Source organism: Sporosarcina sp. Y352, assembly GCF_056786535.1.
The window spans coordinates 128,748-142,739 of the sequence record NZ_JBXCJE010000008.1; the positions used below are offsets into that span (position 1 = coordinate 128,748).

The window sequence follows — 13,992 nt, forward strand, 5'->3', positions numbered from 1 at the left end:
AATCATCCTTTCGAAGAATAGCCTAAGGTACCGCTTTGGCGCTTGAGGTCTAGACACGACCTCAGTAGCGAAGCTTATACTTTCTTATTTTTTATAAAAAATGCCTGACCAGTCGGAAGGTCAGGCGATAGTGGTCTATTTATAGTTTAACATGCAAAAGATTATACTTTCATAATGACGATTGCCAATACGATAAACAAAACGGCAAGTACAACAGTAACCCTTTGAAGTACAAGGTCAAGTCCACGCGCTTTTTGTTTTCCGAATAGCTGTTCCGCTCCACCAGAGATGGCTCCTGATAGACCTGCGCTTTTCCCAGATTGCAATAATACGACTACGATCAATGATAGTGCTACGATTACGAGCAGTGTCATCAGCAAAGCATGCATTTTGTTCCACCTCCCGATTCGAACTTCACAACAGTTTTATTTTACCAAAGACGGACGGTGGTTACAACCTATTGTACTACTTTCATGGCAGTAGTCTATACAACCTAAGGCTTCGTTCGCCATATAATCACAAACAACTCATTGCTTTACAGTCTCAATTCAAACACATCGACACAAAACCCCGCACTAGGCGGGGTTCTAATAAAACCTTTTACTTCTTCAAGTTATAAAACGTCTTAGCACCAAGATAAACAGCAGTATCATCTAGCTGATCTTCAATACGTAATAATTGGTTGTATTTTGCAACACGGTCCGTACGTGAAGGTGCGCCAGTCTTAATTTGACCTGCGTTTGTCGCAACTGCGATATCAGCGATTGTCGTATCTTCTGATTCACCCGAACGGTGAGAAATGATTGCCGTATAGCCTGCACGCTTCGCCATTTCAATTGCATCGAACGTTTCAGTCAATGTACCGATTTGGTTCACTTTAATAAGGATTGAGTTACCAATACCTTCTTGAATGCCTCGTTCAAGCTTCTCTGTATTCGTTACGAATAAGTCATCTCCGACAAGTTGAACTTCTTTACCTAAGCGTTCAGTCAATAGTTTATGACCCGCCCAGTCGTTTTCATCCAAACCGTCTTCGATAGAGATAATCGGATATTTACTGCAAAGCTCTTCGTACCAGTCCACCATTTCTGCAGACGTTCTAACGACACCTTCTCCAGCGAGATTATATGTGCCATCGTCTTTGTTGAAGAATTCAGAAGCAGCTACGTCCATCGCAAGAAGTACATCTTCACCCGGCGTGTAGCCAGCTTTTTCGATTGCTTCAAGGATGATTGACAGTGCTTCTTCGTTGGATGATAAGTTCGGAGCAAAGCCGCCTTCATCACCAACAGATGTATTTAACCCTTTACCTTTCAATACAGCTTTCAAGCTATGGAATATTTCAGTACCCATACGAAGGCCTTCGTGGAAAGATTCTGCACCGACTGGCATAACCATGAATTCTTGAATATCGATGTTATTATCGGCATGCTCACCACCGTTAAGAATATTCATCATCGGTACCGGTAATTGCTTAGCATTGATGCCGCCTAGGTACTGGTAAAGTGGAATGTCTAGATAATCTGCAGCTGCATGTGCAACAGCAATGGATACACCTAGAATGGCATTCGCGCCTAACTTCCCTTTATTTTCAGTTCCATCTAGTTCAATAAGTGCATGATCTATCGTTACTTGATCAAGTACCGAGTATGCATCTTCCAATTCCTCTGAAATGACTTCATTCACATGGTCAACTGCTTGCAGGACACCTTTACCTAAGTAACGCCCCTCATCACCATCACGTAATTCCACCGCTTCATACTCGCCTGTAGAAGCGCCAGATGGAACGATGGCACGACCGAATGCACCGCTTTGTGTAAATACTTCAACTTCTACTGTTGGATTCCCACGTGAATCAAGTACTTCTCTAGCTTGGATAAGTGTAATGATTGGCATATATTTCTCCCCTTTTAAAATAATGGTGTGCCGGTCATTTCTGCCGGTTGTTCTATTTGTAACAATTTTAGCATTGTTGGAGCCAGGTCTGCGAGTATTCCACCTTCCCGCAAAGAGACTCCTGGTTTTGTAATAATAACTGGAACAGGATTCGTCGTGTGCGCCGTCATCGGTGCGCCGTCCTGCGTAGTCACTTCATCGGCGTTGCCATGGTCAGCCGTGATGATAGCAGAACCGCCTTTTGCGTGAATTGCGTCGATAACTTTACCAAGGCAGTAGTCGACTGTTTCAATCGCCTTGATGGTAGGTTCCAACATTCCACTATGCCCTACCATATCCGGATTTGCGAAATTAAGAATTATCGCATCGAAACGATCTGCTTCAATTCCTTCAATCAAGGATTCAGTCACTTGAAAAGCACTCATTTCAGGTTGCAAGTCATACGTTGCAACTTTCGGCGAGGCTATCAAAATTCGTTCTTCTCCTTCGAACTTATCTTCCCGTCCACCGCTCATGAAAAAGGTAACATGTGGATACTTTTCTGTTTCTGCAATCCGAAGTTGAGTTAAGCTGTTTCGAGAAATAACTTCGCCAAGCGTATTTTCTAAGTTTTCACTATTATAGACGACATCTGCTGTGATGTCGTCACTATAATGTGTAAATGTGACAAACTTCAAATCTTTATACATTTTAACTCCTGTTTCAAATTCTCCGAATGCAGGATCCGTTAACGCACGTGATAATTGAATGGCACGATCTGGTCGGAAGTTAAAGAATACAACTGCATCTCCATCTTCTATCGTCGCAACTGGCTGGCCAAGTTCTTCAATAATGAAAGGGACTACGAATTCATCATGAACGCCCCGCTCATATGACGCCAGTACCCCGGCAGTTGGCGTAACTGCTGTCAAAGCAGCACCTTCTACAATCGCCTGGTAGACCTTTTCCAATCGCTCCCAGCGCTTATCACGATCCATTGCGTAGTAGCGCCCTGAAATGCTCGCAAATTTACCTATGCCGAGTTCTTGCATAACTGTTTCAGTTTTCTCAATGTAAGATAGGGCAGATTGTGGACTCACATCTCGGCCGTCAAGGAAAGCATGGACGAAGACTTTTTCAATTCCATTCATCTTTGCAAGTCGGAGGAGTGCAAACAAATGCTCATAATGGCTATGGACTCCGCCGTCTGATAATAATCCCATCAAGTGAAGTGCAGAGCCATGTTTCTTAGCATGTTCTACTGCCCGTAAAAGTGTCTCATTGTCGAAAAAGTTTGCTTCTCTAATTGATTTATTAATACGTGTTAGATTTTGATAAACAACGCGCCCGGCACCAATATTTAGATGGCCTACTTCAGAATTACCCATCTGCCCTTCAGGTAGACCTACCGCTTCTCCACTAGCTGTCAGCGTTTCATGTGGGAAGTTGTTCCAGAGAATATCGTAATTCGGCTTATTAGCCAGTGCAACGGCATTGCCTATCTTGTCGTCTCTAAGGCCAAAGCCATCCATTATGATTAAAGCTACCGGACTTTTACGCATTTGCCCCAGCCTCTAACAGTTTCAAGAATGAATTAGGGTCCAAACTAGCACCGCCGACAAGAGCGCCATCAATATGTTCCATTGCTAAAAGTTCTACAATGTTATCAGGTTTAACACTGCCGCCGTACTGAATACGAATTTGATCTGCAACTTGTTTCGTAAACAGGTCTCCGATTGTCGAGCGAATTACGCCACACACCTCATTCGCATCTAATGCAGTAGCCGTTTTTCCAGTTCCGATAGCCCAGATTGGTTCATAGGCAATAACCGCTGTTGAAGCTAAATCGGAACTGATTCCTTCGAAAGCTTTCTGCACTTGTAAAGCAACGATATCGTTGGTTTTGCCACTTTCACGTTCTTCAAGTGATTCTCCTACGCAGACAATTGGCGTTAGCTTGTACTCGAATGCAGCATGAACTTTTTTGTTTACAGTTTCATTTGTTTCGTTGAAGTACTGACGACGTTCAGAATGGCCGAGGATGGCATAATTTACGCCAATCGCCGAAAGCATCGCAGGGCTTACTTCTCCCGTGTATGCTCCTTCTTTCGTATCGTGCATTGTTTGTGCACCTATACCGAGCACCGATTCTTTTGTAATCTGTGCAAGTTCAGAAAGATATAAAGCAGGTGGACAGATAACTGCTTCCACTCTTTCTGAAACGGGTATCTTTCCTTTCACTACTTCAACGAAGTCTCTCGCTTCGTCTGCATTCTTATACATTTTCCAGTTCCCAGCTATTATTCGTTTTCGCAAAATAATTCCCTCCGTTTAGTAATCGTTCAGTGCAGTGACTCCTGGCAAGTCTTTCCCTTCCATAAACTCAAGAGATGCACCCCCACCAGTGGAAATATGATCCATTTTTCCTGCTACGCCAAACTTTTCGACAGCGGCAGCTGAATCGCCTCCACCAATGACCGTGTAGGCTTTTGTTTCAGCCATCGCTTCAGCAACTTGTTTGGTTCCACCAGCGAATGGCTCCATTTCAAACACGCCCATCGGTCCGTTCCAGATAATTAAACTTGAATCTTTAATAACATCCGAATACAATGCAGCTGTTTCCGATCCGATATCGAGTCCCATCCATCCTTCTGGTATGGCGTCAATTTTCACCGTTTTCGTATTCGCATCTTTCGAAAAAGCATCAGCGATTACAGCGTCAATTGGTAAATATAAGTTAACGCCTTTTTCTTTAGCCTTTTGAATAAATGATTTCGCCAAGTCGACTTTATCCTCTTCAAGCAATGAATTTCCTGTTTCATAGCCTTGTGCTTTCGAAAATGTATACGACAGTCCCCCGCCAATTAACAAGTTATCCACTATATCTAAAAGATGATCGATGACGTCAATTTTGTCCTTCACTTTAGCTCCACCGATAATCGCTGTAAACGGACGCTCAGGCTCCGACAAAGCTTTGCCGAGAATATCCAGTTCTTTTTCAAGTAATAGTCCAGAAACAGCTGGAATATACGCTGCGATACCCGCCGTAGATGCATGTGCACGATGTGCAGCACCGAAAGCGTCGTTGACGAAGAGATCAGCTAATCCTGCAAATTCCTTTGCAAGTTTCGCATCATTTTTCTCTTCTCCCGCATGGAACCTGACATTTTCAAGCAGAACGATATCGCCGTTTTTCATTGTTGAAATGGCTTTCTCCACTTCGCTTCCAATGGACGAATCGAGTTTTGTAACCGGCTTACTCATCAGTTCAGCAAGTTTGACTCCTGCAGCGGTAAGCCGCACGTCTTCATTCACTTCGCCTTTTGGACGTCCTAAATGACTTGCAAGAATGACTTTTGCGCCTTGTCCGACCAAATATTCAATCGTTGGGATTGCTGCACGGATTCTCGTATCATCCGTAATCTTCCCATCCTCCATAGGCACATTGAAATCTACCCGGCAAAAAACCCGTTTCCCTTCAAACTGCATATCCTTCATCGTCTTTTTCGACACCATGAAAAACGCCACCTTCAAGTTAAATTTAAAAAGGAGGAACGGGGTAACCCCGTTCCTCTTACCCAACTATATTATAAGCCGTCTACTGATGTATGGCTATATTTAACTGTTTACAAGCCTTTTTGGTACATGTAAAGTGCCAAATCAATACAACGTGCAGAGTAAGCTGTTTCGTTGTCGTACCAAGAAATTACTTTAATCATGTTTTTCTCGAGTACCATTGTTGATAGACCATCTACAGTCGAAGAGGAAGGATTTCCATTATAGTCTTTTGAAACTAATGGCAGTTCATTGTAGACTAAGAAACCTTTCAATTCATTCTCAGCTGCATGTTTGAATGCATTGTTCACATCCTCCACCGTCACATCTGTCCCGAGTTCTGCAACGAAATCGACAAGTGAAACGTTCGGCGTCGGTACACGCACAGCCATGCCATCAAGTTTTCCTTTTAATTCAGGAATTACGATTGTCACTGCAGACGCCGCACCAGTTGTTGTCGGAATCATGGATTCGGCAGCTGCACGAGCACGTCTGAAATCCTCATGTGGTAGGTCTAGAATGCGCTGATCATTCGTATAAGAATGAATCGTAGTCATCAAACCGCGTTTTACGCCGAATTGATCATTTAGAACTTTCACGACTGGAGCTAGACAATTTGTTGTACAAGATGCATTTGATACGATATCGTCTAATTCTGGATTGTATGTTTCATGGTTAACACCCATAACGAGTGTTGTTAGATCACCTTTAGCTGGGGCAGAAAGAATGACTTTTTTCGCTCCTGCTTCTAAGTGTTTGCTCAATTTTTCCTTGTCGCGGAAGACGCCAGTCGAATCAATAACAACATCGACTCCAAGCTCTCCCCATGGTAGTAGTGCTGGATCTCTCTCTTCGTAGACTCTAACTTTTTTACCGTTTACAACAAGCGTATTCTCTTCTGAACTGACTTCAGCGTCGAAAATGCCATGCACGGAGTCATATTTCAATAGATGTGCTAGCATTGCTGCGTCAGTCAAATCGTTTACTGCTACGATTTCAATATCTTTTTGTTTCATAGCCTCACGAAATACAACCCGTCCAATTCTTCCAAATCCATTAATCGCAATTTTCAATGTCATAGGATATTCCTCCAGTAAATTTAATGTATTCAAATGTTAACTTTAACTACAAAAATCCTGTTTAAACCTGTTCCCTGAATAGAGCCAACTTAGTCATGTTCCAGTTTATTTATCAGCAAGTATCTTCAGCATTTCAGTTGCTGCGCCTTCATCGGTAACTAAATTTGTCTGCTTCGGGGCACTGGCCATATAAGCTAGGATAGCTTCTGCTTTACTGCTGCCGCCTGCAACCGAAATGAGAAGTGGAACCTTCGTTAGATGTTTAGTCTGAATACCAACAGTCCTTAGTCTATGAACAGCGTTCCCATCCTGGTCGAAATAATAACCGAATGCTTCTCCTTTGGCGCCGAGGTTCAGCATTATTTGTTGTTCTTCCTCTGGCGATTTTCGCATGGTTGCCATTGTTTGCGCGTCACCGATTCCATGCATTACACAGTCTGTTGTTTCATAAAGTTCAAGCATTTTCAAAACAGAAGGTTCTTTTCTGAACACTTCATGCGCTTCCTCACTTAACGACTCGGGGTAATAAAACGTACTGTATGTACCCCCAGACGCTGAGGCGAAAGTTGCCGCAATGACATTTGCCTGCATGCCAATGTCATCCCCCACTCCGCCCCGAGCAGCTATAAACAACAAATTAGCGGCATTGTCGAGCTTTTCTATATAAGGAGGGATTGACGCAATCGTACTTCCTCCAGTAACAGCAACTATTTTGCCCTTACCAATCTTTGTGGAAAATAGCTTCGCCGCTTCCATACCGAGTAAATTTTTCGATGAAGTATCTATATCAGAATTACCCGAAACAACTTTGACTGATTGGATGCCCAATGCTTCTACTAACTTTTTCGCAAGCAAAGCAGATCCCGACCAGTCTTCCATAGACAATTCAAGTGCTTGTAGAATATCTACACCTTCTGTTGTGATTGCCGCGCCGTCTTTCGCAATTACAATTAGATTTTGTCCTCTAAGAATATCCAGCATTGTTCGTATTTCCCGTTCTGATAAACCAACCACTTGTCCGAGAGCTCGTCTGCCAATTGGACCGGCCATCTTCACAAATTTTAATATGCGGTATCTTTCCTGCATTAGCTCCATCATTTCTGGGACGAGCTTTCTTTGCGCTTCCGTAAATAAATCCAATGATCAAACCCCTTCCAACAGCGTTGGTCATTATTTGTCCCACGTAGTCATAAAACGTCCCACAATGGGCAAAAAAATACTTCTGTCTGTATTATAGCTTTTTTACTCCGCTACATCAAATATTTCACATTATTTTAGAATAGATTTACGATATCTACATATCCAATTGAACCGTGTAGAACTGGTACTTCATCTATTTCAATGACCGGAATCATTAACATATATAATTCATGGCTTTCATCGTCTTGTTCAATATCGATGGTAGTCCATGTTAATTGATAATCTTCACTGACAAGCTTCATCATCATTTCCGTCTCATCGCAAAGATGACACCCTGGTTTGGTATAAAACTTCACATGCATCCAAAACACCTCATTACTTCTATATTCTATTCAGTATAAGCGAAAAAGGGCTTCATGCACAAATTGTTGTCTGTGCTTGAAACCCTTCATTCCTTTTACCAACTTCGACCTGCTCCTCCGCCACCGCCGGAACCACCGCCGCCGAAGCCTCCAAAACCGCCGCCCGAACCGCCTCCGCCGCCTCCCCCAAATGAACCAGGGAAGAAGATTGGTCCTCCACCTCGACGACCGCCAGAGCCACCTCCACCGCGACCTCCCTTATTCCTCATGATACGGAAAATAATATAAATCACTATGAAAAGCAATATGGGAAACGGGACACCAAAACCTGAATCACCCGAACCTGCACTTAGAGTTGAAACTGGTGCAACTGCCCCGTCCCATCCATACTCAGCTGCTATTTCATTATAATAGGATTTATAAGCCTCCATGATTGCTAAGTCGGGTTGCTGTTCATTCAAATAGGGAACTGCCACGTCGTCCATGATACGTCCGACTTTCCCATCTGGAAGCGCGCCTTCCAATCCATATCCCACTGATAGGTAAAAATGGCGGTTACCGTCTGAATTTTTTTCAGTTGTAACAACGAGCAAAGCCCCATTATTTTTTTCACTATCGCCTAATTGAAATTCTCTTAGCTTCTCTACTGCATACTCTTCAACAGGTTCATCCCCAATGCTCGGGAGGATTAATACTGCGAGTTCCGCTGTTGTCGCATTATATAATTGGATGCCTAATTGCTCAAGCTCCGCTGCCTGATCAGCAGATAGCACATTCGCTGAATCTTGAATGACCGGAACAGCGGCATCAGCCGATAATGCCGCAAAGTTTAGCGATGTGAATACAATTAGACATGCCGTCGCCAGTAAGCGGACAGCTTTATGAATCATTCCGAGTCATCTCCAAAATCGACTTCAGGTGCTTCATTTGCAGCTGCATCGGCTTTAAAGTATTCTTTTTCATCATATCCAAAGATGGATGCGACAATTTTTCCGGGGAATCTTTTTACCTGTCTATTGTAATTGGATACTACATCATTGTAATCTTTACGTGCCACGCCAAGTCTGTTTTCAGTTCCTGCTAGTTCATCCATCAGTTGTCTGAAGTTTTCATTGGCTTTCAAGTCAGGATAGTTTTCCACGACTACTAGAAGACGGCTGATGGCACCGGATAATTCTGTGTCGGCTGCTGCCTGGTCTTCCGGCCCTCGTGCACCTGCAAGTTTTTCACGAGATTCGGCTATATCACTGATAATTTCTTTTTCATGGCTTGCGAATCCTTTAACCGTATTGACCAAATTCGGAATCAAATCAAGTCTCCGTTGTAATTGGTTATCGACTTGTGCATATGCCGAGTCCACATCTTCTTCAAGATTGACGAATTTGTTGTAACTTGGAACCAGTATCATAGCGAGTATTGCAAGTATAATTCCAATTACCACAATCGGACCTAAAATCTTCTTCATTTTTTCACTCCTATTCGTTATTTACTCTTATTTACCCTGTTCCATAACGTATTGAAACTTTTTCCTACACTCCTATATACTCCATCTCCCTACGAAAAGATTCACCTAATATTGAAAAGCCGCAAAAAAGTATACGTACGCTTTTACTAAGCATACGTATACTTTTTTTGGATATTATAATTGTGTACAGTTTTTATCAACTATGTAAAGGAAACTTCTGCATCTCCTCGTTGCATAAAAGAGAGATTAGCAAGACCACTCAATGAGGTTGAAACCATCTCTCATTTTTCAAAAAAGTTAGATTTACATTACGATTCTGGCCGCGGTTTCGTGGGATCTTCTTTCGGCGGTGGAACACTGGTTAACTCAGCTAATTTCATTAAATAATACGTTTCTTCACGCGCCATATGGTCGGCCATTAAAGGCGTGAGCGTTCCGAGCGTTTCCTTTTTAAGCTCCATCTCTTCTAATTCTTTAAGGAAGTTTTTAAATATCTTCATTTCTAAGTTAACGTCATTGTGGAACCTTTCTAATGCAGGGAACTTCATCACATTCGCGCGTAAGAAACCAGCCATTTCAATTGCTTTCAAATAAAAGGCATCCCAGTCTTTTTTGAAATTACGACTTTTATTTTTGAGCTGCGCCTCAACCGTGTCCAAATTTGAGTCTAGCGCCCCTGCGTGACCCGTAGCATCCAGTAACCATAAGAGATCGTGATGGAGCGGGTGAACAGCTGGTGGCATCTGTCCTTTTTCAAGGCATGAAAACAATCGAATGGCTTCCTCTACTTCATTGACCATATGGTTGATAAAGGATGGAGATAATGAAATTTTTATATTCCCAATTAAATGTTCTTGAATCAAAAACAACTTAAATGTACGAATCTCTTCACTGGCTATCTTTGATTGTATTAAGACTGCTTGTAGTAATCGTACATCTAAAGACTGTCTTGAATTGTTAAGCAGTTCGTCAAATTGTGTAATAAAGTGACTGGCTGTCTTAATTTTCTCGATTTCAGTTGGTGCCAATGAATCGTGAATGAAACGAGCGTGATCTCCCAATATTTGAAGCCAAAAGTGAAGTTCAAACACTGCTTCTTCTTCAATTGTTCTCGGCAAAAAATCCCCTCCATTTATCTCTACTTTCATTTGTATGAGGCAGTAGGTTTTATTATGAAAACCACAAAACTAATTCCAATTCACCATATCGCTCTTGAGACAACCAAAAAGAACCTTGTCATTTTGAATAATTTTTCTTTAGTAACACATAATAAAAGTAGGAAATAAAAATAAAGGGAGTGCTTTTGTGGGAATAATGGATGGAAACCCGAAAAATGAGCCGATGCATTATGGAGAAGTAGTTGGAACGTGGGCCTATCTCGGCGCAAATAATGGATTAATTAGTGGTTATGAATTATTTATTAATCACGCAGGTGATAAGGATCTCATTAAGCTTCTACATGAGGCTATCAAAATGATGAAAAATGAAAACGATGATCTGTTAAAGTTATTGAAAGTCAATGGAGTCACGCCACCCCCTTCGTTACCTGAACGTCCTAATGCAAGTGCCGAGGAAATTCCAGTGGGCGCAAAGTTTTCGGATTTAGAAATCAGTGCGGCCGTTTCCATTAATGTTGGACAAGGACTTGTATCATGCAGTGAAGTTATGGGGCAATGCCTTCGAGAAGACATCGCAGTAATGTTTGGTAAATACCATACAGAAAGAGCCTTTTTCGGTGCAAAGATGCTGCGTCTCAATAAGGAGAAGGGTTGGCTTGTCTATCCACCACTTCATAAAAGTAAAGCTGAATAAATGAAACCCAAATTCAAAAAGGCGATGGTCATTGGACCATTGCCTTTTTGTTATACATTTATACGTCTGTTGATTAACCATATATTTGCTTAAACGCTAGTGAGAAGAGCTTAAAACCCGCTAATTTCACTGGACTATTTTCGATCCGCTATCGGCGAATTAATCATTGCAGTTTTACCGACAGGGCAAGTGTTGCTAGAAGTGACTCCGTCACTTCTAGCAACACTCTTTTCGGTGATCCTGTTGTGAATAAATGCCTGTCGCGTTCCTACAATATTCAAGTGAAAAATGCAGTTGCTTTGAAAGAAAAGAATAGATTACTTTCTATAAAGAGTGTAAGTGCCCGAAGATGCAATTTCGGGCACTCTGGCACGTTGTACATTGTGTTTGTTGCTATACTCTATAAGAAAGTGACGCTTCCTTAGAATAAAAGTAGGGACACTATAGAGAAGGCTTGAGCGGTCAAAATTGTATCTTTGACCGCCTCTCTCCTAATAAGAAGCGATCTATTCTTTCGTCCCGAAAAGCTTCGGCACTACTTGTACTAGTGTCTTTGGAGAGCGGCGGGTGAACAACCACCATACTATTACCGAAAAAGTAAGTAGGTATGCGACTTTGTCGCATACCTACTTACTTAGACCTCTCGATAAGCGTATAGAAGTTGTTCAATTCAAAGCGATCTAAAAGCAACTATACATGTAGTGCCCGATGTCTGATCAAATTATTTACTGGTTATTTTAGTTAATCAACAAGTGATAAACTTACACGCATTTCTCCGTATTAAAAAACCTTTTTACGATCGCGTTCATCTTTTAACATTTCAACAGCTTCTCTGAATCGTAAGGAGTGAATGTTTTCTCTCTCCCTTAAAAATGCCAATGAATCATTGATGAGTGGATCATCTGAAACGTCAATCAGCCATTGATAGGTTGCTCGAGCTTTTTCTTCCGCTGCAATATCTTCATACAAATCGGCAATCGGATCGCCTTTTGCTTGGATATAGGTCGCGGTAAACGGTACACCGCCCGCATTTTCATAGAAGAGAGCATGTCCGTGGTTAACAAAATGCGCGCCTAGTCCAGCTTCGACAAGTTGTTCAGGTGTAGCATCTTTCGTTAATTTATACATCATTGTCGCAAGCATTTCTAAATGTGAGAATTCTTCCGTTGCGATGTCATTCAAAAGACCTATCACCTTACCTGGAACCGTATAACGTTGATTCATATATCGGAGCGCAGCCGCAAGTTCCCCGTCTGCACCTCCGTATTGCTCCATCACGTACTTCGCAAGCGTTGGATTACACGTACCTACCTCAACCGGATATAACAGTTTTTTTTCATAGACCCACATAGCTAATCTCCCTTCTCATCGTTGCCATGGCCATGGTTCTTGATTCCAGCGCCAGCCGATTTCAATGGCCTGTTTTGATGGTATGGATGTCAGAGATAAGGGTCCGTATTTATTTTCATATTGGCGCCGTACATTAGCAGCTTCTTTAATTGCTTCCCGCCACTGATCTAGCGCTTCAGCGTCATCAGGATGGGTATCAGTGTACAGCGTTAGCTCCACGACAACAAAGTCTGCCTGCTGCACCATCAACATCATATGGCGTTCTTCTTCAAACGCGTTCATGAAATCCCCTCTTCCCGTGAGAACCCATCATCAAATGCTGGCCAAAGCGTTCCGCGACGCAATGCTTCTGCAGGAGAATACTGAGGAAGACCAGGCTGCTGAAAATTCGTAAAAATCTGCGGAGGTAACACGAAAGTCTTTACCAGTATAGGTGGACATGGATCTAGCGGGGAAACGAACGGTTTATAACTTCCCCGGAACATCGGACGTTCCAATTTCATCACTCCTCGAAATATTGTATGACGGGAACGTTATTTTGCTACCATTGCCTTTGTTTAGCTAAAGGTAAAGCCAATGTAATGATTAGAATAAGTAAGCAGAAAATAACTCCGAACAAAGTGATTATTAGCCAATCCAAATAAACACTCCTTTGTCTTCAGGAAATACGCCCAGTGACACTTAGTATATGTAGGTAAACGAATTTTGTTAAAAAGGAATTGAAGTAACTATGAGAATCTAAAACTTAGATCAAAACAAAAAAGTTAGGCAAAAATCGCCTTCTTTTTTCCATTTCAAATATGCGCTGCTTGTTCTTCGCTCCAAAAAGATAAGAACTCTATTTGAGATGCATAGTAAGCGCGTTATTGGAGATTCTAAAGTTAATTAATGACTAAATGGTTTCACTTCAATGCTTGACGACATTCGAAATTACAATAGGAGGTTCTACAATAATGACTAATCAAAACATGAACACGAATGCAAGTGCTGACAAGAAAAAGAAAGATACAACTACTTTTACAGCCTATGGAGATCCTGTAAAGTCCTCTTCACCTACTATTAATAATGATTTTAAGAAAGCAACTTCCACAATTGCTGAAAGCACTCAGAATGGAAATAGTCGAAAAGATTAAAAACTCCATGACCATCTGTATTTACAAAATCAGCAATAGCTGATGAATTTGCTTTTATCATAATTTAATTTTCAACGCTAAACTTTTCTCGTACGAGCTATTTCCTCGTGTTCCAAGTGATCGCAAACCGTCTGGGCTATTAATTTCACAACTGATTACGTTTCCACTTATAGAGACTTTACATTTTCTAGTTGAATTTTTACGACTGATTCCATTTTCAT

16 protein-coding genes are annotated in these 13,992 nt (G+C 41.8%); 2 read left to right on the forward strand and 14 right to left on the reverse strand.

What is annotated here, in order from left to right; genetic code table 11:
* Nucleotides 1–161: 161 nt before the first annotated feature.
* From secG to AC1TO6_RS14550, 11 genes are all read right to left on the reverse strand, one after another.
* Nucleotides 162–389: a preprotein translocase subunit SecG gene (gene secG, locus AC1TO6_RS14500; protein ID WP_482102324.1), complete on the reverse strand. Its 228-nt coding sequence runs from the start codon at nt 387–389 to the stop codon at nt 162–164.
* A gap of 211 nt (nt 390–600) precedes the next feature.
* Complete coding sequence (gene eno, locus AC1TO6_RS14505; protein ID WP_482102325.1) at nt 601–1,896, reverse strand: phosphopyruvate hydratase; 1,296 nt, start codon at nt 1,894–1,896, stop codon at nt 601–603.
* Nucleotides 1,897–1,910: 14 nt separating this feature from the next.
* Nucleotides 1,911–3,437 (reverse strand): 2,3-bisphosphoglycerate-independent phosphoglycerate mutase, encoded by a 1,527-nt coding sequence (gpmI, locus tag AC1TO6_RS14510; RefSeq protein WP_482102326.1) that lies wholly within the window; start codon nt 3,435–3,437, stop codon nt 1,911–1,913.
* On the reverse strand, nt 3,430–4,191 hold the full coding sequence (tpiA, locus tag AC1TO6_RS14515; RefSeq protein ID WP_482102327.1) for a triose-phosphate isomerase: 762 nt from the start codon (nt 4,189–4,191) through the stop codon (nt 3,430–3,432). Before tpiA ends, gpmI begins: the two co-directional genes overlap by 8 nt.
* 15 nt (nt 4,192–4,206) lie before the next feature.
* Entirely contained in the window at nt 4,207–5,391 is a 1,185-nt protein-coding gene (locus tag AC1TO6_RS14520; protein WP_482102328.1) for a phosphoglycerate kinase, read from the reverse strand.
* Nucleotides 5,392–5,501: 110 nt separating this feature from the next.
* Nucleotides 5,502–6,509, reverse strand: a complete 1,008-nt coding sequence (gene gap / locus AC1TO6_RS14525; protein ID WP_482102329.1) for a type I glyceraldehyde-3-phosphate dehydrogenase — start codon at nt 6,507–6,509, stop codon at nt 5,502–5,504.
* 105 nt (nt 6,510–6,614) lie between these two features.
* Nucleotides 6,615–7,649: a sugar-binding transcriptional regulator gene (locus AC1TO6_RS14530; RefSeq protein WP_482102330.1), complete on the reverse strand. Its 1,035-nt coding sequence runs from the start codon at nt 7,647–7,649 to the stop codon at nt 6,615–6,617.
* Nucleotides 7,650–7,783: 134 nt separating this feature from the next.
* Nucleotides 7,784–8,011 (reverse strand): glutaredoxin family protein, encoded by a 228-nt coding sequence (locus AC1TO6_RS14535; protein WP_482102331.1) that lies wholly within the window; start codon nt 8,009–8,011, stop codon nt 7,784–7,786.
* Nucleotides 8,012–8,106: 95 nt separating this feature from the next.
* Nucleotides 8,107–8,901: a TPM domain-containing protein gene (locus AC1TO6_RS14540; RefSeq protein ID WP_482102332.1), complete on the reverse strand. Its 795-nt coding sequence runs from the start codon at nt 8,899–8,901 to the stop codon at nt 8,107–8,109.
* Entirely contained in the window at nt 8,898–9,476 is a 579-nt protein-coding gene (locus tag AC1TO6_RS14545) for a LemA family protein (protein ID WP_482102333.1), read from the reverse strand. Before AC1TO6_RS14545 ends, AC1TO6_RS14540 begins: the two co-directional genes overlap by 4 nt.
* A gap of 308 nt (nt 9,477–9,784) precedes the next feature.
* A complete protein-coding gene (locus AC1TO6_RS14550) occupies nt 9,785–10,594 on the reverse strand; it encodes a DUF2935 domain-containing protein (RefSeq protein WP_482102334.1) in 810 nt (269 codons plus the stop codon).
* A 187-nt stretch (nt 10,595–10,781) separates the two neighbouring features.
* Between AC1TO6_RS14550 and AC1TO6_RS14555 the strand changes: the two genes are divergently transcribed.
* Entirely contained in the window at nt 10,782–11,288 is a 507-nt protein-coding gene (locus tag AC1TO6_RS14555; protein WP_482102335.1) for a DUF3231 family protein, read from the forward strand.
* 780 nt (nt 11,289–12,068) lie between these two features.
* Here AC1TO6_RS14555 and AC1TO6_RS14560 read toward each other — a convergent pair.
* From AC1TO6_RS14560 to AC1TO6_RS14570, 3 genes are read right to left on the reverse strand one after another with little or no spacing between them, the layout of a single operon-like run.
* Nucleotides 12,069–12,638 (reverse strand): manganese catalase family protein, encoded by a 570-nt coding sequence (locus AC1TO6_RS14560; RefSeq protein ID WP_482102336.1) that lies wholly within the window; start codon nt 12,636–12,638, stop codon nt 12,069–12,071.
* Between the two features lie 15 nt (nt 12,639–12,653).
* Nucleotides 12,654–12,920, reverse strand: coding sequence for a spore coat protein CotJB (locus AC1TO6_RS14565; protein ID WP_482102337.1), 267 nt, complete (start codon nt 12,918–12,920; stop codon nt 12,654–12,656).
* Nucleotides 12,917–13,123 carry a spore coat associated protein CotJA gene (locus AC1TO6_RS14570; protein ID WP_482102363.1) on the reverse strand — a complete coding sequence of 69 codons (207 nt, stop codon included), beginning with the start codon at nt 13,121–13,123 and terminating at the stop codon, nt 12,917–12,919. Before AC1TO6_RS14570 ends, AC1TO6_RS14565 begins: the two co-directional genes overlap by 4 nt.
* Nucleotides 13,124–13,591: 468 nt before the next feature.
* Here AC1TO6_RS14570 and AC1TO6_RS14575 point away from each other — a divergent pair, with 468 nt between their 5' ends.
* Entirely contained in the window at nt 13,592–13,771 is a 180-nt protein-coding gene (locus AC1TO6_RS14575) for a hypothetical protein (RefSeq protein ID WP_482102338.1), read from the forward strand.
* Nucleotides 13,772–13,992: the final 221 nt, after the last annotated feature.